The following is a 22790-nucleotide window of genomic DNA, read 5'->3' as shown; positions in this document are numbered from 1 at the left end:
TTAAACAAGCGAAACAGAGACGATGTTTGCATTTTAATAACTAAACTTGCTTTTGCAAGTTAAAGTTTGCTTTGTTTAATTTAAATCTCATTGCTGTCGTCGGCTTCCGCCTCATATTCCACATCAGAAAGCAGCACCTCAAAATCCAGCGTTGTGGTGTAGCCGTTGCCGCTCAGGTTGTGCGTGACTTTGCTGATAAGCCACGGCTGCGCATCAATCACCGATTTAAAGCCGCTCACCCTGACCGGCGTTTCCGGGAACAGGTCAGCCCGGCCCATCGCCAGCGTCAGTGAAAATTCAGCAACGCCACGCTGCAGCTTTTCCCACTTTGCCTTTGCCGCGCGCATGGCCGCCGCTTTGGTGGCGTAAACTGTAGTCAGTGCAAAGACATTATCCTCGCTACCCGCCAGGTATTCCCCTTCACGGGCCTCCGGCTCCTTTTTAGCCGTGGTTTTCTTTTTCTTCGCGGCAGGATGCTCCAGTGCGCGCAGGTGTTTTTCTTTGGGCTTGCGCTGCAGTTTAACTTTTTTCGGCTTCGGATCTCTGGTGTGCAGCCAGCTGGCCGTCACGCCGGTATAGGCGCCGCGATCGGCAATGCTGAAGCTGTGCCGGTCGCCGTCCTGGCGCGTCAGGGTAAGCTGCGGGATGGGTTTGCCACTGACGGTCACGCCGGCGCCGGGCCGGATAAACAGCAGGCGCCCCGCCTTGATGGCCGCCACCGCACCATGCAGCGAGGCCAGCCGCGTCAGAAATTTGGCATCTGTCTCCTGCGTCTGGTCGATATGGCGCACCGCAATATCCGTGAATTCAGTCGCGATCGCGGGCGTCAGCTTGTTACGTTCCGCTATCTGCTTCACCACGGCGCCCAGGGTGGTATCGTGGTAAGACACTTCACGACGTGCGTTCAGCGTGCCGCGAAAGTCCGCGCTGCGGGCGCGAATCATCAGCGTGTCCGGCGCGCCGTGATGCTCCACCTCATCCACGGTAAACTCGCCTTTCCCGGTGAGCGGCTGGCCCGCCCAGCCGAGAAACAGCTTTACCACCGCGCCGCGTACCGGCAGCGCCAGCTGGCCGTCGGCGTCGTCCAGCTCAATATCCAGCTGGTCAGCCTCAAAGCCGCGGTTGTCAGTGAGCGTCAGCGACAGCATCCTGTCGCGGATGTTCGCGGTCACGTCCTTTGCGTTCACGGTCAGTCGGAAATCGGGGCTGAGGCGGGCGCCTGCCTGTACCGGCAGGCTGCTGATACCCGTCATGATAAAAGCCCTCCTGCAGAAGAAATCACGCTGCCGGCCGCTGATTTAATGCTGTCCACGGCCGACGACAGCTGGCCCGGCAGGTTACCCGCGCCACTTATCAGCCCCTCCGCCTGCTTTTTCAGATCGCCGAACATCGCCGTCAGGGACTCATCAACGCGCAGCAGGCTCAGGTTAAAGGTAATTTTCCGGGCGCTGCCGTCGCTGTAAAACTCGCTGTGCGAGTCCGCGAGGCTTTGCGTTACGTACATACCGTAAATAGTGCCGTTACCGCCTATCAGCGGCCACGCCCGGCCCTCGTCAGCCATCGCCTTCAGTGTCAGCAGTGACAGCGCGCCGCCGGTGATTTCCGGGCGCAGCTCGCCGCTCAGCGTTATTTTTTCATCCCCGGCCCGATAAACTGCGCCGAGGCGCGTTGTCCGACGCGGCTGTTTGTCGGCCAGCGGTAGTCAACATTGCGCTGCAGTTCGTCATAGGGCAGCGTCTGCAGCATGAACGGCAGCATGCCGTAAATCATCATCATGGTTTAATCCTCCCAGCCCATTTTGCTGCGCTGCTGCGCCTGGCGGTTTCGCTGTTCGCGCGCCTGATGCTGCGCCATCAGCGCCAGCGCGTCGTCTTTGGTCATGCCCGGATGCATGTGAATGTCGTACTGGTAGCTGTTCTGGCTCTGGTCGGTGTAGCCGGCCTTTGCTGCTGGCGTCACGACCGGTTTATACGGCGCACCGGTGTCGCCCAGCAGGTACGGCAGCCCGTTCGGCGCCACGGCATCATGCTGATCATGCTCCGGCACCCTGTCTTTCAGCCCGGAGGATTTCGTATCAATGACGCCGAGCTTTTCCAGCACCCAGCTGATGCCGCCCATGAACTGCTCAAGCTTCCCGGCCGCGAATTTCAGCGCCTCACCCACTGCGTTGCCAAACTTTTTCCCCATATCCCCGGCAGCGGCCAGCTCTGCCTGCGTGGATTTCACCGGCTCCAGCAGCCTGCCAAACCAGTTCCACAGCTCTTTTACCTTGCCGGTAAACCATTCAAACACTGGCTTCAGTGGGGTGAATGCTTCACTTACCGGCCCCATTGCCGCCGTAAATCCTTCGGCCACGCCGGATATAAATGCACCTATCGGCTGCCAGTATTTACGGATCAGCAGCGCACCGCCCACGATGGCGGCGCCCACGGCCACGATGGGCCACGTCAGCGCACCAAGCGCTGCTGTGATGGTGCCACCCGCCACCGTAAACGCGGTTCCCAGCAGGCCGGCACCGGCAATAATCGCGTTCACACCCGCAATGACCGGCCATGCAATCAGCCCGATGGCACCCAGCGCGCCGACAAACAGCAGGCCCGCCGTGGCGGCTTTGGCGATGCCGCCTGCCAGTTCCGGGTTAGCCTGTATCCATTTATCCACGGTCAGCAGGAACTTTGTGGCATCCTGCGTGAGCGTGCGCAGGCTGTCGTCGAGCTGGTCAAAAAGATCCGTTCCGATGGCCTCAGATGCCGACTGAAATTCCTTAAAGTCGCCGCCGAGGTTGTCCTGCTGCACCTTTACCAAGGCGGACGTGCTGCCGTCCGACTTCTGGAAGGTTTTGGTCAGCTCATCGAGCTGGCCCTTTGAGGCAGTTTTCATCAGCGTCACCGCTGATGAGGCGGCTTCCTCCCCGAAAATGGTCTTCAGGTACTCCGCCTGCTGCGCCGTGCCGAGCTTGTTTTTCTCAAAGGATTTCTGCATCTCTTTAAGAATGGTAAAAAACGGACGCATGTTGCCTTTGCTGTCCGCCGTTTTCACGCCCAGCTCTTTAATCGCTTTGGCCGCCTCGCCGGTCGGTGCCTGCACGCGCAGCAGCATGGCGCGCACGCCCGTCCCGGCCATGCTGCCGGTGGTGCCTTCCTGCGCCAGCGCGCCAATCATCGCCGTGGTCTGCTCAACGCTTACCCCGGCATTTTTTGCCACCGGAGCGATATAGGTCAGCGCATCGCTCAGACCGTCAAAGTCGGCGGCGGTTTTGTTGAGCGTGGCGGAAATCACGTCGCCCAGGTGCGCCACCTGGCTGTTGGCGAGACCAAAGGCGTTTTTGGTACTCATCAGCAACTGCGCGCTTTCTTCCATCGTGCGGTTGTTGGCCAGCGCCATGTCCAGCGTCACCGGCGTGGCGGCTTTAATGTCGTCAGTGTTGCCGCCTGACTTGGCGATAATAATCTGCGCCTGGGCGGCATCATTGGCCGACGCGGCCGTGGTGTCGCCGATGCTGCGGGCCTGCGTTCGCAGTGACTGAAACTCCGCTGATTTTTTATCAAGTCCGGTCACCGCCTGCAGCGTGGAGTTAGCCAGCGCAAAGTCATAGCCGGGGCGCAGCACGGATGTTGCTGCCATGCCGCCCACGGTGACGGCACCCAGCGCTGCGGCGCCCGTGTTGCGTACCCTGCCGGACAGCTCCTGCCCCGGCGGTAACGCTCACTGACCTGGTTCAGCCGCTCCTGCTGCTGATTCAGGCGCTGCAGCTCCTGCTTCTGACGGCTCAGGCTGACGGTGGCCTGTGCCGAGGCTGTTTTCAGGCGCTGCTGCTCGCTGCTCAGGGTTTTGGTGGAGATCCCGGCCGCATTAAGCGCCTCGCGCTGCTGCTGCACGGACAGGCGCAGGCTGTTGGTTTTGCTCTGCAGCTGTGCGGCTTCCTGGCGGGCTTTTTCCAGCGCGCGGGCCTGCGCCGTGGTGGGTTTTTCGGTGTTACGAAACTGCACCGCCAGCGCGGCCACCTCCGCCTTTGCCTCTTTCAGTTTCTGCTGCGTAACGGCCAGCTGCGCGCTGGTTTTACGAAAGCCGTCAATTTTGGCCGCCTGCGCATCCAGCTCCTTAATGCTGGTCTGCGTTTCGCGGATGTTGCCGGCAAGCTTCTGCGTTTCGTTACGTATCGACTTAAACGGGCGGGTCGCCTGGTCTACCGCCTTCAGCAGCACCTGCAGTTTGAGGTTGTTACTCATCCGGGGATACTCCGCTGCGTATCAGGGCTTTATGCCGCCAGTCGAGCAGCTCGGCCAGCGGCATGTCGTACATTTCAGACGGGGGCCAGTGAAAGATGGCCGCAACGTCGGCCATCAGATCATTCACGGTCAGGCTTCGGGGCCAGTCGGGTCGGCCGACTTCGAGGACAAAAAACCGATCACTTTCCCGCCCAGCGCAATCAGGTCAACCGGATCGAGGTTCAGGCATTCCGCTTTCGTCAGCGCCGGCACGGTGATGCGTGGCAGCACGGTCAGCAGGGCGTCAACGTCCGAGCCGCACAGGTCAGCCAGGCGCACGCCGCGCAGCGCGCCGGCGTTGGGCTTAATCAGTTCCACCTGGCTGATTTCGGTGTCGCCGCGCTTCAGCGGGGATTCCAGTTCAATCATGTTTTCTTTCTGTTCCATTTGTCTTTACTCGCAGTAGTCAGGTTCATTCAGGGCCGGCATCGGGCGCCGGCACCCGGGTTACATCAGGCCGAGGTTTTTGCGGCGCTGCTCCAGCAGGTCGGTGCCGTCCACTTTTTCGATCATGTTGATGGTGTCGATTTCCATCAGCTCTTTACCGTCCCACGTCAGGCGGAAATAGGTGTTTTTGGTGGTGATTTTGGTCTCGGTATCCTCGCCCTGTTTGGCCTCGCCGAAATCAAACGCCTGATGGCGGCCACGCACCTCGATCTCCACGGCAATTTCCTCGCCGGTGTCGTCGCGCTGATAGGAGCCGGCAAAGCGCAGCGGTACGGCCGCGCTGGCGCCCCACTGTTTCAGTACCAGATCGTCTATGCCGCCAATCGTCCACTCCATATCCAGCGCATCGTCGTCCAGCCCGTTGTCCACGAACGCGGCACCGTTCATGCCGCCGCCCCGGTAGGCGTCCAGCTTGCGTGACAGCTTCGGCAGGGTGACGGCGGTCACCACGCCCTGATAGTTGTTTGAATCGTTGAAAAGGTTCAGCCCTTTTAATTTGCGGGGTAATGCCATTTATCCGGCTCCTCAGCTGTTAACGGATGCGGCGAAGGTCGCCAGATATTTATCGGTGATGCGCTGGCGCAGGGTTAAATCTTCCAGCGGCGGCACCGGCGTGTAGTCGTAATCAATAAAGAGCTTGCCCGCCTTCAGCGTGTCTTTATCGTTGGCCGTGTCGTCATACCAGCACGACGCGCCCAGCAGGTAACCGGCGCTGACCAGCTCGCGGAATTTGGCGTTGATGCCCGCGATAATGTCGCGCACCAGTACCGGCGTCAGCGGTTTGTCGTTGGCCCACATATGCGCCTCGGCCATCGTGTCGGCAATCACCTGCGCGGTGCGGGTGTAGTTTTCAAACGCAAAAAGCGGATCGTCGCTACAGGTGCGGTTACCCCAGAAGCGGAAGCCGTCCTTGCGGATAAGCGTGGTAACACACGCCTCGTTGAGCAGGTCGGCATCGGTGCCGGTCTGCTGCAAATCCCAGAAGACCGAGGCGGAAATGCCGGTCACGCCGTTGACGCCGACGTTCGACAGGGTTTTATGCCAGCCGGTTTCGGTGTCTATTTTTGCACGCAGGCCCAGCGCACGGGCGGTGGCATAGGCGGTTTCGGACTGGTTGGCGGTGGTGTTCCAGGCAATAAAGTCCGGCCAGATAACCATCAGCTCGCGCTGGCTGAAGTTCTCGCGGTACGCCATCGCTTCGGAAAGGGTTTTGCAGCCCTCGCTGACACATAGGCAAAGGCGCGCAGCTGCTGAGCGATGCCAGCAAGCGCGGTAGAGACTTCCAGCGAATCGTGGCCCGGCACGCCGAGGATGCGCGGCTTGACGCCGAGCTGCGTCTGCGCGCTCAGCAGCGCTTTCATGCCGGTGTAACGGCCGTTTTCGTCGGTGATGCCGATAATGTTCGAGGTGGTTTCCGCCGGCGTGGCGCCTTCCGCCACGCGCACCACGACGGTGACGGGCTTCGCCTGGTCGGCAATGGCCTGCAGCGCGGCGGCCAGCGTGCCTTTTTTACCGGCCTTGCCGACCGCCGACAGGACGTTGGTGATCAGCACCGGCTCATTGAGCGGGAAGGCCGCAGCGTCGGCATCTTCTGCCGTGCAGACCATTCCCACGATTGCCGTGGATACGGTTGAAATGGTGCGCGTGCCGTCGTTGATTTCGACGACGCGGACACCGTGATGATAATCAGACATCTGATGCACTCCGTGTTATGGGTGCGCTCAGATTGTCAGCTCAGGCTGGCAGGTGCATGCTTTCATGGTTTGCTGGCCGGTGACCGGACAGAATCACGCAGGCGCTGCTGTTTTACGGCAGGAATATAGCGATAAAGCGTCTTTACCGATACCTCCAGCACCAGGGCAATCTGATGCAGCGTGGCGCCGTTCGTCAGCATTCTTTCAGCCCGGCTGACCACTTCAGGCGTCATTATCCGCCGCCTGCCACCGATGCGGCCTTTCTCCCGTGCCGCTGCCAGTCCTGCACGGGTACGCTCAACAATCAGCTCGCGCTCCATTTCCGCCAGCGCCCCCATGACATGAAAAAAGAATCGACCCATTGGCGTACTGGTATCAATGCTGTCGGTCAGGCTGCGGAAGTTTATTCCCTTTTCGCGCAGTTCCTCAGTCAGCATGACCAGATGGCGCATGCTGCGGCCCAGTCGATCGAGCTTCCACACCACGAGCGTGTCGCCCTCCTGCAGGCAGCGCAGTGCCTTTTTCAGTCCGGGGCGGTCTGACTTTTTCCCGCTTATTCTGTCTTCAAAAATCAGTTCACAATTTGCGCTCTGCAGCGCGTTACGCTGCAAATCAGTGTTCTGGTCATTTGTTGACACCCTGATGTAGCCAATCAGCACAGTAAACCTCGCATAAATGGCGTGGAGTGTGCCAGCCTGGCGCTTTTCAGGGCCAGGGTTTTCTTTCGGTTTTTGGTTGGTTTAGGCGAGGCGGCAAAACGGGATATCGGGAGCGATACTAATCAAATCCCTGACATGGGCGCTTTTTCAAACGGTCTGTCAAGAACCGGCTGGCAGAAAATAGCCGGGGGATTCATTTTGCAGTGGGGATATGCTCCTGTCCCTGCTGGAAGCGCAACAGGGAAAGTGCTGTTCCCCGTAGTGTTTCCAAAAGATATTTTTGCCATATTTGTTACTGATACAGGCGCTGCGTGTTTGTCATACGGAACTACTGACCGAAACAACGCAGGATTTACCGTGGCGCGCCTTACAAGCACGTCGATTGGTAGCGTCAACGGTTTTTATTTGGCGATCGGAATATAACGTTGGTTTGGGCGAAGCGGCAGTAATTCATTAAGCTGAATCAAATATGTCTGTTAACGGCTGGCTAACGATCCCGGTTAAATTCGCTGGTTTAGAAAGAAAAATTATCATTCAGTTGGGGCGGGGTACGACTTCAGCAATAAAGGATATTACGTCATACGTATGTGATATTAAGTTTCCTGTCGCATTTCCGGGGGCTGTCAGGCGATTATAGGTTCTGCTGGCGTGCAGGCGACAGATTATGACCGCGTAAATCGGTACCGGACGCTTAGTCAATCAATATCAATCGGCGTACCAACGACAACAGGAGCGTCCGCACAATGTAAATCTGAATGCCGTCATACACGTCAGATGGTCGATGGTTTTCATGGATTGCGATAGGATATTAGCTATAAATAATTAAGTAAAAAGCCCTTTCGGGCTTTTTAAATTAGATTAATCAGGCAGACAGGAACAATATAGCCGTTATTAACTGCCTCAATTAGAATCCACGATGGAATTTCTGGCAGCGCGATTTCCGGCCATCCTTCATCATTCCCAGGTTTTGAAGCTGGCACGAACTTTTAACAATTCTTCGCGCTGTTGACCAGACTGGGGGATGTCATTGATTGTATAGTCCACAACTAACATCCGATCTGTTGATAATATAAATTCATCACGTAATTTTCTGGCTTGTGCTTTTAATTCATCTTCAGACACTTCAGGAACGGGCATGTCAGCCCAGCAGGGGAAGCCTTCATTATCAGAAGTTCGTACTTTTCCAGCAGGAGGCATCCCGGAATATTCTATAAAAACATCGTCACTTACATCTCTTAAATCATTTGGGAGCGTTCCTGCAGTCTTATATGCATTTTCAAGAGATTTAGGGTAAAAAGCATTGTATTCAGGGCTAAACCAGTAACTCATTAAACATCCTCCAATAAGTATAAAGCTACATTCTAAATTCACTTTGCTTTAGTTTTAATGAATTACTGTTGTGCCATGTACCAAACCACAAGACGATTTTATTTTATAACGACGGCAGTAAAGTAACGTTACATATTAATAGCCAATAGCAATCCAGCTTAATGAATTACCTCCCGAACCGGCGGCGCTGTAAGGCTGCGTTGACTGACAAGACCAGTTAAAACCACTCTTTAAGCGGGATATATGGTCGCTATAAATGCATTCAGCGTGTCATTGCTTGTCGCGTAATGCTCAATGCTGAATTGGGAAACACTATAGGGTAAACACCGCGCCTTATATTTATTTACGGAACCACCTGCAACCGTATAAGCACTATGCTCACTTGAATAATCTAACGACACTATCCCCACTGAATAATGAGTCCGCCTGGAAGGCACATATAGCCGTTCCCGACATACTGTTCTTGAAACTGCTCATGTCCGGCAGCTGGTTTGCCGCCGTCCCATCCCGTTTTGCCGCTTCGCCCAAACCAAGATTTTTAAGAAACGCAGCCACGTCCGCGATATCGCTGCCGTTTTTCGCTATATCCAATTTCCCGGCTAACTGGTTAAGAACAGTGACAGAAAAATGCGGGTCATTTCCCAGTGCATCAGCCAGCTCCTTCAGAGTATCGAGCGCGGCAGGTGCCGCACCGGTCAGAGCTGCCAGTGCTGCCTGCACAAAAGCCGTGGTTGCCAGCTGCGTGGTGTTGTTGCCCGCTGCAGGCGTCGGGGCTTTTGGCGTGCCGGTAAATGTCGGGCTGGCTTTCGGTGCGTACTGCGAATGTGGATCAGCAGCGGCCAGATGTTTTTCCATCAGGCCGTCAGCATAAGCCCGCACCTCGATAACTTTATCATCCACATATTTACGCGTTGCCAGCACCACTGACGGGTCAATCTTCAGCGTCACGGCTGCCGTGCTGTTCACGATTAAAATCATGCGGATGGTCTGCGTGCGGCCACTGCCTTCCTGCAGCTGCGGCTTGTAGGTTTCAGCACAGTTCGCCACGGCCACCATGTCGCCGTCGGCATCAAACAGGCCGATTTCACGTATCCAGAAGCCGCCCTCATTTTCAGGAATGACCTGCTCGGCAATAATCTGGCTGCTGTTCACCGCATCAATGCTCAGCGAATTCAGCGCGGCACGGCGCTTCTCATTAACGAGCCTGGTCTGTGAAGCGTCAGGCGTTGGTAACGTGCCGCCGCCGTCACCCACGGCCATTTCGGTAATCTGGATTTTGGTGCCAAGCGCTGCTGCGTTGGCAAGCTTGGCTGCGCCCTGATTTGTCAGCAGGGCATAAAATTTTGTTGTCATGCGTGTACGTCCGTCTGGTCAGTAATATGCACCGCTGCGCCGGTATAGCCCGGCCCGCTCACGGTAATGGTTTCGGGTGTATAGGGATAAACAGTCAGCTCATCGCCGCTGTAAGCCGCCGCCGCTACCGGCAGCGCGCCGGTTGAGTCCAGGTTAATCGACAGCCCGATAAGGTGGCGACTGCAGGGTTTTGCATCCGCAATCAGGCGCTCCAGCTCGTTATACATTTCCTGTGTAATGCCGGTATCCAGCACGCCCACATCGAGGCGAAACGTGCCGGGCGCCTCGCCGGTTTTCCACCACTCAATGATGCGTATCAGATAACCGAGCGGCTCCACCACGCGCCGCAGCGAGCCGATGGTGCCTTTGTGCCGGTGAACGTATTCCGATGCGGCGACCACGCTGCGCTTTGTGGCTTCCGGCCAGCCGGCATCCCAGCGGTCAACCGACCACGCCCAGGCGAGATACGGCAGCAACTCGACCGGGCAGGTCTGCGCGTTCCACAGCCGGCGCAGCGGTACCGGAATGGTTTCTATCTTCGCGCAGGCTTCAGCGGCGGCCACTTCCAGCACCGACGAGCCGGCCGGCAGCAGGCGATCACTCATCAGAGCCTCCGACCGTTATGCTGTATCCGGTGCAGTACGCGGCCTGCGTCTTGTCCAGCACCACGTCGGCCGCCGGCTGCGCCAGCTCAACGCGCTGCACGCCCTCAACATGCAGCGCGGCATAAAGTGCTGATTTACGAATGTCCCGGCCGAGGCGGGCCTGCGCGCTGACAAAGGCAGCGAGCTTTTTCTCGGCAGCGGCGCGGACAGGTTCAGCCTCCGGCCCCGGATAGAGGTACAGCACCGCCTCAACGGCGTAATTCACAATCGACGCTGACTGCACCGTGACGCGATCGGCGACCGGGCGCACGTCCTCATCGTTCAACGCGGCATCCACCACGGCCAGCAGGTCGGCCGGCGCCTCGCCGTTGCCCTCGCGCGACAGCACGGTGACAGTGACGCAGGCCGGCGACGGACTGATGGCTGACGCATCCGCCACGCGGCCGTCGGCGCTTTTCGCATGATATTCATAGGCACCGGTCGGCCCGGCCACGCTCAGCCCCTCAAAGGCAGACGCCACGCGCAGCCGGAAATCGTCGTCGCTTTCCATCACGGCGGGCGTCGGCGGGATGGTGGTATTGTCGGCCGGGGTAAGTGTCAGGCGGGGAACGCCGTTGTTCGCGCCGAGCTGGTCGAGGTCGCCGTCACTGGCGTAGGCCACCATGTTTGCCTGCGCCGCTTCATTCACGCGCTGGCGCAGAATGACCTCGCGGTAGGCATTTTCCTGCAGCAGCTTCACAATCGGCTCGGACTCCAGCGCCAGCGTGCGGGCGATGGCCGCCTGCTGCTCTGCGGGGTAGAGCGAAATCAGCGTGGCCTTGCGCTCGGCCAGCAGCGTTTCATAATCCAGCACCTCAACCACATCGGGCGCAGGCAGCTGGCTCAGGTCAATGGTTGCCATAGGGTCAGCTCACAGGAATGGTTAGTGAAAAGTCCTGCGCGGCGTCGGTGCGGCTGCCGGTGATTTCCACCGCCATCCCGCCGTCAAACGCAGGCTCGTAGCTGATGGACGTCAGCTTTATGCGCGGCTCCCACTGCAGAATTGCCATGTAGCAGGCCGACATAATCTGCAGGCGCAGTGCCGCGTTTTGCGGCTGGTCAATCAGCGCCGACAGCAGGGAGCCATAGCTGCGGCGCATAATCCGGGAGCCGATCGGCGTAGTGAGAATGTCACGCACTGACTGGCTGATATGTTCAAGGTCTGCCAGCGCCTCGCCGGTATCGCGGCTCATGCCGCTATATTGCGCAGTAGTCATAGTGGCGCTCCCGTTGTCCCGCCGCTGTCGCCTGTATGTTTATGCGTATGCAGTACCTTGCCGTTAGAGCTGAGCGCGCCGCCGCTGTGCTGCACATCGCCTTTCATCGTGCCGCCGCCGGTCAGTTCGAAAGTGGCGGTTTTCAGCGCATGGGTGCATTCAACCAGCGGACTGTCCAGGGTAATGCTTACCGCCGCCTTAATCAGCGCGGTCTGGATGCCGGTTGCGCTCAGCGCGCCGGTATCCGGCTCGTACTCAATCACGGCGCCGTCCGGGAATGACCAGTGCAGGGCATCAGCGGAGGCCGACGGGGCAGGGTGGGTGTCAGAAAATACGCCGGGCAGCACAAAGCCGGTATCCAGTTCGCCGCCCAGGCAAAGGACAAGCACCTGCTCACCCACAGACGGCGCACTCCATGCGCGTGAGCGCCCGGCACGGGCAGTAAGCCAGTGCAGCCAGTCGGTAGTGTTGTTACCTGTATCGACACGGCAAAGCCCGTCGTCCAGATTGACGGCGGACACGGTGCCGATGCGGATCAGGTTGCGCAGCAGGCGCAGGATTTCGGAAAGTTGTTTGTTCATGGCCATTAATATGGCGATTATTGTTTAGATGGGGAATCTGTATGTGTTTACTGATGGCTCAGCAATTCGGATTTCAGAAGAGTTATACAGCTTAGGTGTGAAAATATTATTTATAAGTGCTAGCTTAATTTCTTTATGCTATAAGCTCTAGGCCCTTTTGATGTTTGTCTGACAATAAACGAAACCCGATCACCAGGAAAAACCTGTGTTAAATCTTTTACTATATCCTCATAAAAAAAGAAGGCGTCCTTTCCTTTTTCTCTTGTAATAAAGCCAAATCCTTTGAATGAATTAAATATTTTGACAATTCCTAATTCATTTTTTTCATGATTCATTCCCATAGCTCCCTTTTTGTAGGTAAGTTTTTGAAATTAGCAATAATTTTTTTTCTCCAAATCGATGCTCTGCCTGGGTTGTTTCTTGAAAGTATCCCAAGTTTATATAGAGTTTTGTTAATATGGTTAACTTCGCTAACACTATACTCAATTTTGTTTTTTACACGAAGTAAGCTTTTGCACTCCATCATTAACTTAGATACCATTACAGCATCATAGAGTGGTAGTACTAAAGATAGCCTGTTTCTAAGGGTGTCATGGCTTGGCTGGTTTAACCTTTTCAGCTTTGCCACCAGCCCTGAAGTTTTATTCCATAACTCATGATACTCTTCAGTATACGGATTGTTTTTATATTTCTGTTCGCAAGTTTTGACAAGAAGTCTAACGTAACGGCGTTCATCCCTTGTAGTCTTAGGTGTTGCGTGCCCTACCCACAACCCAGTTACTTGGAAGCCATTTTTTAAATTCCTATTGCATTCTATACTTGTTTTTTTATTATTATGCTTTAGGTTGTATTTCCTAAACATGGCTACAACTTTTTTTATTGACTCACCAATTTGTTTTTCGCTTAATTTAACAGGGCTCGATAAAGTAACGTCATCAAGTAGTCGTGTATATGTTATGTTCATATTTCTAAAATATGAAACTAGGTTATACTCGCTATTAAAGAAAACTAAATTTGCTAGATAGGAAGACGTGCAAGCCCCTTGAGGTAATTTTCCTTTGAAAGTTGTCAGCTTGGTTAAGGCATCTGAAACTGGATCAGGGAATTTAAAAAAATATTTATATATATCAAAAACTTTATCTGATTTTATATTGTCGTAAAAGGATTTTATGTCTAAGCCAATTAATTGTTTTGGCTTGTTTTTAGAATGCAAAAGAGCATTTTCTACATAGTCCCTTTTATTTATTTCGTCTTTGATCCCTCCTTGCAGATAAACAGGGTATTTAACTTTTTCAAAAATGCGTGAATTTATTTTCTTTTGTAGTCTTTTTAATAATGGTTTAGGCTCATAAACTGTTCGATCTTTGCCCTTTTTAGTGCAAACAATGAATTCATGATAAGAACTGTCAGACTTTTCAACTAGAAGAGAAAGCAAATTCACTCTAATTCCAAGAGTTTTTGCAAGAGTTTCAATTGAAGATATGGCTTTGTAGGGGTAATAAGGCTTATCCATAAACTTTTATTGCCGTAAATGAGTTAGGAGTAAATTAAGTGTTTAACCATACATACAACAATTTCAATGCAATAGTTAACAACTTAACCAAAGGGATTGAAGCCACTAACGCAGTCATCAACCATCTTTTTTTGTTTCCGTCGACTTGCTCACTGACATTACTTAATTCTGTTTTGGGTAATGCCGTGCTCTTATTAAAACCAAATGTCATTTTAAGTTTAAATGAAAGATTGAATTTCATATTTGATATCTCCGTTGAAGCGCATAATTACGCTGCCAGACCAGAGCTCAAATAAGGTAAATCATGTCGACTTCAACACTCCTAACTCCGTACGCCAGACAATAGTCGGTTATTTTAGCTGCATCATATGCAACACAATGCATGTTGCACGAAACGCGCTAAGGATACCCGGGAGGCCGGTCATGATCCCGAGGGATCGCCAAAAGGCATCGTTACCTTATTAAATGACATTTTAAAAGAGCGGCAACAGGCGAGATACACCTGTATGTTGCCTAGCGATAATAATGAAATCTGGTTTAAGAATGCAAATACTTTTTTGAGGTGGTGATCAAATTTCACTTAACATTGTGAGCATAACCTTTTCTATCAAGGCCAAATGATTCTGGGATATACCCAATAGAGTACGGCTTTCATATTTCACATCTTTCCCCCTGCGGGCCGGCCGGTCGCGCAGCCCGTAATGATGCACGCGGGCCATGCGCTGCACGTTGCCAGTAAACTCCACCACGGCGTCGTCGGCGCTGGCTTTGGCCTTCATGTACTTTGCGGTGCGCAGCTTTTTGAACATCTCACGCTTTACCCGGCCTTTCTTTTTCCTGACCGGCTGCGCCTTGCGTGGTTTGAACGGCGTGCCGTCCGGCGTCTGCTGGCGTTTGATATTCTGCTGTTGACTGGCGCGCAGGCGCTTCGCGATGTTGCGGGCCATCTCTTTACGTGCAGCCGGTGACAGGTTCGCAATGAGCGCGGCCAGCCGGTCGTCAAATGCTTCCAGCCCGTTCATGGCGTCAGCTCGCTGACCAGTTCGCCGTTAACGTAGAGCTGCAGCGGCCTGTTGACGTTATCCGGCAGCGGCGGCTCGCCGATATGGTTAACATGCAGCGCATCGCCGTCCTGCTTCACGATCACGCGCTCGGTGAGCTGCAGGTCAATGCTGATATCGCAGAGCGTGTCGCTTAACACGTCCGCCTTAAAGGTGAAGCCGGTGCGGCGCTTTTCTTCGGTCGCCATAATGTCGGGCTGGTTCTCGTGCAGCCAGGCCAGCACCGGCACCATCACCAGATCGATATCGTCGGCGTAGTCGGTAATCACCAGATTCAGCTGATACTGGTATTCAAACGACAGCGAGCTGGCGAGCGTCGAGACAATCCGCCCCGAATCAATAAACATGTTCAGGCTGTCAGGGTTGCGCGCCAGCAGCGGGACGCTGTTTGTCAGCGCCTCGCGCAGCTGTTTCGGTTTCAGCATCGTGTTGCTCCTGGCATTCTTTGATAATTTCAACCTGCAGCCCGCATGAAACGAGCGCAGCCTCCAGCTGGCGGTTATCGGCCGCCAGATCGCCCTGCGTCTGCAGCCGGTTGCCCGGCACCGGGCAGCTGGTCACGCGTGGACAGCCAGTCCAGATAATCGCGGGCGTTGCTGAAGGCGGGACGGCTGTGCAGCCGGATAACATCGTCAGGCAGGGCAGCAGCAGACCAGCTGCGTAGTGTCGGGTTTGCATCGGTTTCCCTCTGTATCTGCATTTCACGGGTAAGGGCAGCACCGGCGGCACGACTTTGCAGCAGTCGCAGAGCAGCTTCACGCTTCGCCCCTTCACGGGCCTCATCGTTCAGGCGGTTGATTGCTTTATCCCGGCTTTCAATCCCGGCTGACAGCGTGCCAATCACGCGTTGCGCGTGCGCCAGCTCGGTTTCCGTTGAGGACAGGCGCCAGCAGGCAAAGGCCAGCGCCGCCAGCGCCACGGCCAGCGCGACAACTATCAGACGCATCATGCAGCCCCCTTCAGGCACCAGGCCAGTTCCCGGTCGCGGCGGTTCTGTAATCCCAGGCTGAATACGCCCTTCACAAATACCCAGCGCGACAGCTGCAGGCAGGCGCTGCGCCACTCGCCCCGGTTGATATAGGCGCCGAGCGTGGAACGGCAGGCGGCATAGGTGCCGACGTTGAACGCCCAGGACACCACCGCGTCATAAACCGGCTGCGGCATGTCATGGCGCATGCAGGCATCAATGGCCCGCTCGACGCGCATCACGTCATACACCAGATTCACCGCCGCCTGTCGCTCACTGACCACGCTCTGAGGCGTCACGCCGGCGGTATGGCCGATGCCGTTCGTCCAGACGCCGGCGCTGCACTGGTACGGCGAGGTGCGGCAGCCTTCCGCATCGGCAATCAGCTGCAGCCCGGCCTCTGATGTTTTCAGGGTTTTAAACTGAGGCAGCAGGGCAGCCACTGCCAGCACGGCCGCCACCGCGCAGCGCTTAGCGGTCTGGCTCAAGGTTCACCCCCTGCGCTTGGTGGCGCTGCAGCTCATAGGTTTTGCGGCGGTAGTGCCAGTTAATAAAAAAAGTCGCCACGTTGATCACCAGCGTCACCACGGCAACGCCGGAACCGACCATAAAGGCAATATCCTGCGGCGTGTGGCGGCCAAACCACATCAGGATGAGGCCGATCAGGTAGTTAATCAGCGAGCTGATTTTCTCCATGCTTGTTAGTCCCACAGGTTAACGGTTTCGCCCGCTGAGGATGCCGGCTGCGGCGGCAGTGTCACCTCACAGCCGTGCGGCAGTACCGGCCCGCTTTCCGCAAGGCCGGGGTTAGCGGCATAGACCTGCTCAACCACCTGCTGCGTGCGCCCGTAATAGCGAAAGCAGATTTCATCAACGGTATCGCCCTGCTGCGCGTAAATTCTCATCACAGCAGGCTCACAATGCAGCCGGGCTTTTCAGCGATGCGGCTGATACTGAAACGGGCGTCACGCCAGTACTCGTCGGCGGTGCCTTCCACCACGTCGGCCTTTTTACCGGCGGCGTCGTAGCCGCGATAGCGTTCGGCGATGGTGGCGGCCGTCAGCGCGGCCACGGCGGCGAAGTAGTGCGTCACCTTTTCGCTTTTGCCGTCGAAGGTCTCGGCCGGCACCACCGCCAGCAGGGGAAAGCCCGCCGCCATCTTCTCCGCCCGCCAGTCGTACAGCTCGGCGTTTACTTCAGAAATGGCGGTTTTCACCGCCAGACGCAGGCGGTCGGCGGTGACGGTGCCCTCAAGGCGCAGCGCGTTGCGCAGCTGCTGCAGGTCAATGTCAGGCCAGAAAAAGGTGTTTTTCACCGGCGGCTCGGCGTCAGGCGCCGGTCGCGGTCCGTTTATTACTACTGAAGTCATTTCATGGCCTCTGAATAGGTGGGCGGTGGAGGACGGCGCAGACGCTTAAAAAGCGCATTGCCGTCCTGCCGCCCGGCGCGGGGCGCGTTCTGTCAGCGGCGGGCCGCAGCCTGCTTTTTCATGGCCGTTGCCAGCCGCTCTATGTCTTTTTTGACGCCGCAGCCTTCATGCAGCTGCAGCGCCCGTGTGAGATGGGCTAACGCCTCGTCAGCCCTGCCCGCATCGCGCAGCACATACCCGGTGATTTTGTGCAGCTTGGCGCGCACCTGGTCGGGCATGTCTTCGGATTCCGTCAGCCTGATGGTCGCCAGCAGCGGGTTGATATCCACCGGCGCCTTAATCGTCCAGGCGCGCGTCGCCGCGCTGGCAACTTCCTCGGCCAGCAGGTAGGCCGTACTGTCGCGCTTAAAGCCGTCAGGCGGGACAAGCCCGTGCAGCAGGGCATGGCGCGCAATGTCCAGCGCGCCGGGAATGTCGCCCGTATCGAGCCGCCAGATCATGACGGTCATCAGGACGGCATCCTGCACGGCTTTCCCCTGGCTCAGCACGCCCGCCACCCACGGCTGATAGTCCGGCAGCATCTGGCGCTTCAGCTCCGCCTTGCGCTCGGTGGAGCGCACTTTTTTCAGGCGTCGCTTGTCGTCGTTGAGCTTTACCAGCATCTGCTCATAGCCGGTTGCGTGGCGCAGCGGGTTGCTCTGCTGCTGTGCGGCCTCAATGGCCTGCTGGCGCATCATGTGACGTCGGGCAGGGCTTAACATGGGTTACGCCTCCGGGGTTTCCGCCGGGGCTTCCGCTTTCGCCTCAACCGGCGCATCGGACAGCTCGATGTTTTCCACCAGGCAGCCTGCCGCGTAATCTTCCACCACGTAGTCTTCGTTGATGGACTCGTAGTTTTCGATGCGGTCACGCTTCGGCACCTCGTCAATCAGGCGGCGGTGCGTGCCTTCCTGCCAGTAAATCGACAGGTTATCGAGGCGCGTGATCATCAGGGCATTAGCCGGGAAGTACGGCACGCGTACGGCGGGCAGGTTGCCGATGCGTTTCTGGCTGACAATCAGGTCGGCGGCCAGCTGCTCGGTGTTGGCCTGGCTCTGGTTCACGATGGGGAAATATTTGTCGGCCAGCAGCTGACGGCCGCAGATCACAACCAGCTCCGGGTCTTCCTGATACCACGGCGCGATCAGGTTGTTGGTGGCGTCCATTACCAGCGCGTCAAGGTTGGCATAGGTGCGGCCCTTACCGACCAGCACCTTTTCGGTCACGCTGCCGTCGTCATTGGTGGTTTTGCTCATCACGCGGTCGGGGGCTTTTTCGCGGTACTTCTGCAGCCAGCCCACGGCCACGTCCTGCAGCATCGGGTTAGCGGCGCGGTTAGAGGTTTTGGCGCGATGAGTGCCGTTAAAGCCGATCATGATGCGGTCAAGCGACTGGCGCTTCACGATGGCGTCGCGCAGGCGGGCCTGAAAGTCTTCATAGCGCGCCCATAAATCCAGCGTGTTGTAGCGGATATGAAAGTCGTAATTGACCTGCGCACATTCATAAACATCGCTGTCCAGCGCGGCAAAATCAGCGGTTTCACGCTCGTCGCCGCCCGCGGTGTCGGTGGTGCTGGCAATCGAGCCGGTCACGCCGATACCGATTTTCTCGCCCTTCATTTCAGCAACCGGCACGATGTTAATGCGGGTCAGAAAGTCCGAGGACTCCTGCACGCGGTTCATAAGGGTCTGCGTGACCGACGGCTCCACGGTGAATTTTTTGTTCATGTCGCCGGTGTCCACGCCGTTCAGCTCGGCCAGGCGGGACATAAAGGCATTAAATTTAAAGCGGGTGTTCTGGCGCATCTGCGCTCCTGTTCAGTTCAGTTATCGGGTTGTGGTTCAGGCAGCGCCTGTCAGCAGTCGGTCTGCACGCCGGAATTCGGATCGCTGCCGGTCGCGGCCGGGCGGCGGGTAAAGCTGGCGCCGTCGTTCTGCGAGAGCTGCGTTTTCAGCGCGCCGAAGGCGCTGCGGTCGTCGGCAAGCTGCTGCTCCAGCACCTCAAGGCGTGTGGTTAAGCCTGATTCCAGCGCCGACAGCTTTTGCGTCAGTTCGTCTTCGTTCTGCTGTACCTTTTCCGCCACGGCGGCGACGGCCGCGCCCATGTCGGCAAACAGCTCGTTGTCGGTTTTCTTTTTGCGGGAAAAGAGGCCGGTGACGTAGCTCAGGACGGACGGCGCCGGGTCGGCGACCTCCTCAAACTCGATCAGCGTTTCCTCAGCAGCGGTAAAGAGGTTGTCCGCGTGCAGCTTGCGGGAGGCCAGCGGATTCGCCGCAGCGGTGGCGCTGAAGCTCAGGATTTCAGTGCCGAGGCTTGCCGGGTCGTCGGTCACGGCCAGGCCGACCAGATACGCCTCGCCGGTGTCGGCAAACGCCGGGTTAACCTCGATCGAGGTGTAAATTTTCTGGCGCGCCCGCGTCAGCTCAACCAGCTCCGGCGTCGGATCAATCCAGCCATACAGCGCCAGCTTGCCTTTCAGCGGGCCGTCGGCGATTTCCTCAGCCTCCACGGCCGTAACGTCGCCAAAGCGGCGAAAGGTGCTGTCAGGGGCGTAGCCCTTGATGTGTTCCATGTTGACGCGCGCACCGTAAATGGACGGGTCATAGCTCGCCGCCATCTGCGAGATCCATTCACGGGAAATTTTGCGCCCGTCGGTAGTGGCGCCTTCGACGGCGATGCGAAAACGCTTTGCTTTGATTGCCATGTATCAGGCTCCGGTCAGGGGTGTGGTTCGGTTCGGGGTCAGTTTCCCCGCCGCACGGATTTCCCTCAACGAAAGCCGGTTTGCTCATCTGTGAGCGGACAGGGACAGCGGGCGCGGGCGTTCCGGCGCCGGTAGCCTTGACGCCATGAACATGACACCGACAACCACCATCAGCGATCCGCGCCGCCAGGCGGCCCTGCTTTACTGGCAGGGCTACTCTGTGCGCCAGATAGCGGAAACGCTCAGCATCAAAACGCCGACCGTGCAGAGCTGGAAGCTGCGCGACGCGTGGGACGACGTTGCGCCCATCAGTCGCGTGGAAGCCAGCATGGAGGCGCGGTTAATCCAGCTCATTCTGAAAGAGGTAAAAGGGAACAGTGATTACAAAGAGATAGACGCACTCGGCCGCCAGATTGAGCGCCTTGCCCGCGTGGAGCGCTACCGCAGCAGCGGCAACGAGGCCGACCTTAACCCGAACGTGCGCAACCGCAACAAAGGCGAGCGCCAGCCGGCCGTGAAGAACGTCTTCAGCGATGAGCAGGCGGAAAAGCTGACCAGCCTGTTTATGGAAGGCTGCTTTGAGTATCAGCTGCACTGGCACAAAGCCGGGCTGGCGCACCGCATCCGCAATATCCTGAAGTCGCGCCAGATTGGCGCCACGTTCTACTTTGCCCGCGAGGCGCTGATTGACGCGCTGACCACCGGGCGCAACCAGATATTCCTGTCGGCCAGCAAGGCGCAGGCGCATGTCTTTAAAAACTACATCATCGACTTTGCGCGCCAGGTGGACGTTGACCTGAAAGGCGATCCGATTGTGCTGCCGAACGGCGCCCGCCTGATTTTTCTCGGCACCAACGTGCGCACCGCGCAGAGCTACACCGGCAACCTGTACCTGGACGAATATTTCTGGATACCGAAATTCCAGGAGCTGCGAAAGGTCGCCAGCGGCATGTCGCTGCATAAGAAATGGCGCACCACCTACTTTTCCACGCCGTCGAGCCTGTCGCACTCCGCCTATCCGTTCTGGTCGGGCGAGCTGTTCAACAAGGGCCGGCGCAGCAAAGGCGACCGCATCGAGATCGACCTTTCACATACGCACCTGGCAAAAGGCGCGCTCTGCGGTGACGGCCAGTGGCGGCAGATTGTCACGGTCGAGGATGCGCTGACCGGCGGCTGTAACCTGTTCGACCTGGACCAGCTGCAGCTGGAATACAGCCCGTCGGAATACCAGAACCTGCTGATGTGTGAGTTTGTGGATGATGAGGCAAGCGTGTTCCCGTTCGCCGAGCTGCAGACCTGCATGATCGACAGCCTGGAGGAGTGGAGCGACTTTAACCCGTATCTGCCGCGCCCGTTTGACTACCGGCCGGTGTGGATTGGCTACGACCCGTCGTACACCGGTGACAGCGCCGGCTGTGCCGTTATCGCGCCGCCGCTGGTTGCCGGCGGTAAGTTTCGCGTGCTCGAGCGTCACCAGTGGCGGGGCATGGACTTTGCCGCGCAGGCGAAATCCATTGAGGAGTTAACAAAAAAATACACCGTGGAATATATCGGCGTGGATGCGACCGGCATCGGCCAGGGCGTTTTTCAGCTGGTTCGCCAGTTTTACCCGGCGGCGCGTGAAATTCGCTACTCGCCGGAAGTGAAAACCGCGATGGTGCTGAAGGCAAAGGACACCATCAGCAGCGGACGCCTGGAATACGACGCCGGTCACACCGACATTACGCAGTCATTTATGGCAATCCGCAAAACCATGACCGCCAGCGGCAACCGCTCCACTTATGAGGCGAGCCGCAGCGAGGACGCCAGCCACGCCGACGTCGCCTGGGCGATTATGCATGCGCTGCTTAACGAACCGCTGACCGCCGCCAGCGGCGGCGCCAACCCTTCAATTCTGGAATTTTACTGATGAGCAAACGCAGGAGCCGTAAGGCTTTCAACGCAAAAACGCAGCCCGTTCAGGCCGCCGCGCCGCAGCAGCAGGCGGAAGCGTTCACCTTTGGCGAGCCGACGCCGGTGATGGACAAGCGCGATATTCTGGATTATGCCGAGTGCATCGGTAACGGGCGCTGGTATGAGCCACCGGTCAGCTTTCACGGGCTGGCGAAAAGCCTGCGATCGGCGGTGCATCACAGCTCACCGATTTACGTAAAGCGCAACATTCTGGCGTCAACCTTTGTACCGCACCCAATGATGAGCCAGCAGGAGTTCAGCAAGTTTGCGCTGGATTATCTGGTGTTTGGCAATGCCTTTGCCGAGCTGCGCCGTAATGGCCTCGGCGAGCCGTGGCGACTGGAGACCACCCCGGCCAAGTTTACCCGCCGCGGCGTGGAAGAGGGCGTTTACTGGTTTGTGAATGACTGGAAGGAGCCGCACCCGTTCGCTGCCGGCAGCGTGTTTCATCTTATCGAGCCGGATATTAATCAGGAGCTGTACGGCCTGCCGGAATACCTCAGCGCGCTTAACTCCGCCTGGCTCAATGAAGCGGCCACGCTGTTTCGTCGCAAGTATTACCAGAACGGCGCGCATGCGGGCTACATCCTGTATATGACCGACGCGGCGCAGAGCAGCAGCGATATTGACCGGATGCGCCAGGCAATGCGCGACACAAAAGGCCTGGGTAATTTCCGCAATCTGTTTATGTACGCGCCGAACGGCAAACCGGACGGGATTAAGATCCTGCCGCTCAGCGAGGTAGCGACAAAGGACGATTTCTTTAACATCAAAAAGGCGAGCCGTGACGACCTGCTGAGCGCGCACCGCGTACCGCCGCAAATGATGGGGATTATCCCGGACAACTCCGGCGGGTTCGGGGATGCAGTGAAGGCGTCGCAGGTATTTGCCAGGAACGAGCTGACGCCGCTGCAGGAGCGGATGAAGGAGATAAATGAATGGGTTGGGGAAGAGGTTATAACTTTTATAAATTACTCTTTGTAGCTGACTTT

At 57.0% G+C, this 22790-nt stretch carries 26 protein-coding genes and 5 pseudogenes; 3 read left to right on the top strand and 28 right to left on the bottom strand.

Going from position 1 to position 22790, the window contains the following annotated elements; genetic code table 11:
- Positions 1-80: 80 nt before the first annotated feature.
- The 8 genes and pseudogenes from C2E16_RS12350 to C2E16_RS12315 all read right to left on the bottom strand — a co-directional run bounded on the left by C2E16_RS12350 (position 81) and on the right by C2E16_RS12315 (position 7068).
- The gene (locus tag C2E16_RS12350; RefSeq protein ID WP_084970047.1) at positions 81-1256 is read right to left on the bottom strand and encodes a phage late control D family protein; all 1176 of its coding nucleotides are present in this window, start codon (positions 1254-1256) and stop codon (positions 81-83) included.
- Positions 1250-1776, bottom strand: a pseudogene (locus C2E16_RS12345) (phage tail protein). The gene C2E16_RS12350 and the pseudogene C2E16_RS12345 overlap by 7 nt, the downstream one beginning before the upstream one ends.
- Before the next feature lie 3 nt (positions 1777-1779).
- Positions 1780-4229: pseudogene (locus tag C2E16_RS12340) on the bottom strand (phage tail tape measure protein).
- On the bottom strand, positions 4222-4344 hold the full coding sequence (locus tag C2E16_RS12335; RefSeq protein WP_084970065.1) for a GpE family phage tail protein: 123 nt from the start codon (positions 4342-4344) through the stop codon (positions 4222-4224). The pseudogene C2E16_RS12340 and the gene C2E16_RS12335 overlap by 8 nt, the downstream one beginning before the upstream one ends.
- Before the next feature lie 14 nt (positions 4345-4358).
- Complete coding sequence (locus C2E16_RS12330; RefSeq protein WP_084970044.1) at positions 4359-4655, bottom strand: phage tail assembly protein; 297 nt, start codon at positions 4653-4655, stop codon at positions 4359-4361.
- 60 nt (positions 4656-4715) lie between these two features.
- Complete coding sequence (locus C2E16_RS12325; RefSeq protein ID WP_104951521.1) at positions 4716-5228, bottom strand: phage major tail tube protein; 513 nt, start codon at positions 5226-5228, stop codon at positions 4716-4718.
- A 12-nt stretch (positions 5229-5240) separates the two neighbouring features.
- Positions 5241-6409: pseudogene (locus C2E16_RS12320) on the bottom strand (phage tail sheath protein).
- Between the two features lie 62 nt (positions 6410-6471).
- Positions 6472-7068, bottom strand: coding sequence for a recombinase family protein (locus C2E16_RS12315; RefSeq protein WP_104951520.1), 597 nt, complete (start codon positions 7066-7068; stop codon positions 6472-6474).
- Positions 7069-7089: 21 nt separating this feature from the next.
- Here C2E16_RS12315 and C2E16_RS20575 point away from each other — a divergent pair, with 21 nt between their 5' ends.
- Positions 7090-7491 (top strand): gp53-like domain-containing protein, encoded by a 402-nt coding sequence (locus tag C2E16_RS20575; RefSeq protein ID WP_146107478.1) that lies wholly within the window; start codon positions 7090-7092, stop codon positions 7489-7491.
- A 531-nt stretch (positions 7492-8022) separates the two neighbouring features.
- On the opposite strand, the gene C2E16_RS12310 is transcribed toward C2E16_RS20575, so the two are convergent.
- From C2E16_RS12310 to C2E16_RS12220, 20 genes and pseudogenes are all read right to left on the bottom strand, one after another.
- Positions 8023-8397: a tail fiber assembly protein gene (locus C2E16_RS12310; RefSeq protein ID WP_257152220.1), complete on the bottom strand. Its 375-nt coding sequence runs from the start codon at positions 8395-8397 to the stop codon at positions 8023-8025.
- A gap of 403 nt (positions 8398-8800) precedes the next feature.
- Positions 8801-9750: pseudogene (locus tag C2E16_RS12305) on the bottom strand (phage tail protein); the annotation flags it as partial.
- Positions 9747-10355: a phage tail protein I gene (locus tag C2E16_RS12300; protein ID WP_084970514.1), complete on the bottom strand. Its 609-nt coding sequence runs from the start codon at positions 10353-10355 to the stop codon at positions 9747-9749. The gene C2E16_RS12300 and the pseudogene C2E16_RS12305, both read right to left, overlap by 4 nt.
- Positions 10348-11256 carry a baseplate assembly protein gene (locus C2E16_RS12295; protein WP_104951519.1) on the bottom strand — a complete coding sequence of 303 codons (909 nt, stop codon included), beginning with the start codon at positions 11254-11256 and terminating at the stop codon, positions 10348-10350. Before C2E16_RS12295 ends, C2E16_RS12300 begins: the two co-directional genes overlap by 8 nt.
- A 4-nt stretch (positions 11257-11260) precedes the next feature.
- Positions 11261-11611, bottom strand: a complete 351-nt coding sequence (locus tag C2E16_RS12290; RefSeq protein ID WP_084970515.1) for a GPW/gp25 family protein — start codon at positions 11609-11611, stop codon at positions 11261-11263.
- A complete protein-coding gene (locus C2E16_RS12285) occupies positions 11608-12192 on the bottom strand; it encodes a phage baseplate assembly protein V (protein ID WP_084970545.1) in 585 nt (194 codons plus the stop codon). Before C2E16_RS12285 ends, C2E16_RS12290 begins: the two co-directional genes overlap by 4 nt.
- A 119-nt stretch (positions 12193-12311) precedes the next feature.
- Entirely contained in the window at positions 12312-12527 is a 216-nt protein-coding gene (locus C2E16_RS12280) for a retron Se72 family effector protein (RefSeq protein ID WP_133052069.1), read from the bottom strand.
- Positions 12524-13705, bottom strand: coding sequence for a reverse transcriptase family protein (locus tag C2E16_RS12275; protein ID WP_084970517.1), 1182 nt, complete (start codon positions 13703-13705; stop codon positions 12524-12526). The genes C2E16_RS12280 and C2E16_RS12275 overlap by 4 nt, the downstream gene beginning before the upstream one ends.
- 34 nt (positions 13706-13739) lie before the next feature.
- Positions 13740-13946: a hypothetical protein gene (locus tag C2E16_RS12270; protein ID WP_084970518.1), complete on the bottom strand. Its 207-nt coding sequence runs from the start codon at positions 13944-13946 to the stop codon at positions 13740-13742.
- 328 nt (positions 13947-14274) lie between these two features.
- The gene (locus C2E16_RS12265) at positions 14275-14727 is read right to left on the bottom strand and encodes a phage virion morphogenesis protein (protein WP_084970519.1); all 453 of its coding nucleotides are present in this window, start codon (positions 14725-14727) and stop codon (positions 14275-14277) included.
- Complete coding sequence (locus C2E16_RS12260; RefSeq protein ID WP_084970520.1) at positions 14724-15191, bottom strand: phage tail protein; 468 nt, start codon at positions 15189-15191, stop codon at positions 14724-14726. Before C2E16_RS12260 ends, C2E16_RS12265 begins: the two co-directional genes overlap by 4 nt.
- Positions 15124-15444: an Rz1-like lysis system protein LysC gene (gene lysC, locus C2E16_RS20985; protein ID WP_218925956.1), complete on the bottom strand. Its 321-nt coding sequence runs from the start codon at positions 15442-15444 to the stop codon at positions 15124-15126. Before lysC ends, C2E16_RS12260 begins: the two co-directional genes overlap by 68 nt.
- Positions 15365-15712: pseudogene (locus tag C2E16_RS21160) on the bottom strand (Rz-like lysis system protein LysB); the annotation flags it as partial. The gene lysC and the pseudogene C2E16_RS21160, both read right to left, overlap by 80 nt.
- Positions 15712-16221: a lysozyme gene (locus C2E16_RS12250; RefSeq protein ID WP_084970521.1), complete on the bottom strand. Its 510-nt coding sequence runs from the start codon at positions 16219-16221 to the stop codon at positions 15712-15714. The gene C2E16_RS12250 and the pseudogene C2E16_RS21160, both read right to left, overlap by 1 nt.
- Positions 16205-16429 (bottom strand): HP1 family phage holin, encoded by a 225-nt coding sequence (locus C2E16_RS12245; RefSeq protein ID WP_084970522.1) that lies wholly within the window; start codon positions 16427-16429, stop codon positions 16205-16207. Before C2E16_RS12245 ends, C2E16_RS12250 begins: the two co-directional genes overlap by 17 nt.
- Before the next feature lie 5 nt (positions 16430-16434).
- Positions 16435-16638, bottom strand: coding sequence for a tail protein X (locus tag C2E16_RS12240; protein ID WP_084970523.1), 204 nt, complete (start codon positions 16636-16638; stop codon positions 16435-16437).
- Positions 16638-17102, bottom strand: coding sequence for a head completion/stabilization protein (locus C2E16_RS12235; protein WP_084970524.1), 465 nt, complete (start codon positions 17100-17102; stop codon positions 16638-16640). The genes C2E16_RS12240 and C2E16_RS12235 overlap by 1 nt, the downstream gene beginning before the upstream one ends.
- A gap of 92 nt (positions 17103-17194) precedes the next feature.
- Positions 17195-17863 carry a phage terminase small subunit gene (gene gpM, locus C2E16_RS12230; RefSeq protein WP_084970525.1) on the bottom strand — a complete coding sequence of 223 codons (669 nt, stop codon included), beginning with the start codon at positions 17861-17863 and terminating at the stop codon, positions 17195-17197.
- Between the two features lie 3 nt (positions 17864-17866).
- Positions 17867-18946 carry a phage major capsid protein, P2 family gene (locus C2E16_RS12225; protein ID WP_104951517.1) on the bottom strand — a complete coding sequence of 360 codons (1080 nt, stop codon included), beginning with the start codon at positions 18944-18946 and terminating at the stop codon, positions 17867-17869.
- A 50-nt stretch (positions 18947-18996) separates the two neighbouring features.
- Complete coding sequence (locus C2E16_RS12220) at positions 18997-19845, bottom strand: GPO family capsid scaffolding protein (RefSeq protein WP_084970526.1); 849 nt, start codon at positions 19843-19845, stop codon at positions 18997-18999.
- Between the two features lie 145 nt (positions 19846-19990).
- On the opposite strand from C2E16_RS12220, the gene C2E16_RS12215 reads away from it, so the two are divergent.
- Together C2E16_RS12215 and C2E16_RS12210 are read left to right on the top strand one after the other, a co-directional pair.
- The gene (locus tag C2E16_RS12215; RefSeq protein WP_084970527.1) at positions 19991-21754 is read left to right on the top strand and encodes a terminase ATPase subunit family protein; all 1764 of its coding nucleotides are present in this window, start codon (positions 19991-19993) and stop codon (positions 21752-21754) included.
- On the top strand, positions 21754-22782 hold the full coding sequence (locus C2E16_RS12210; protein WP_084970528.1) for a phage portal protein: 1029 nt from the start codon (positions 21754-21756) through the stop codon (positions 22780-22782). Before C2E16_RS12215 ends, C2E16_RS12210 begins: the two co-directional genes overlap by 1 nt.
- Positions 22783-22790: the final 8 nt, after the last annotated feature.

The sequence above is a fragment of the Mixta calida genome (assembly GCF_002953215.1).
GTDB classification, from domain to species: domain Bacteria; phylum Pseudomonadota; class Gammaproteobacteria; order Enterobacterales; family Enterobacteriaceae; genus Mixta; species Mixta calida.
Note: the sequence above shows the minus strand (reverse complement) of the source record. Positions and strands in the feature narration are given on the sequence as shown.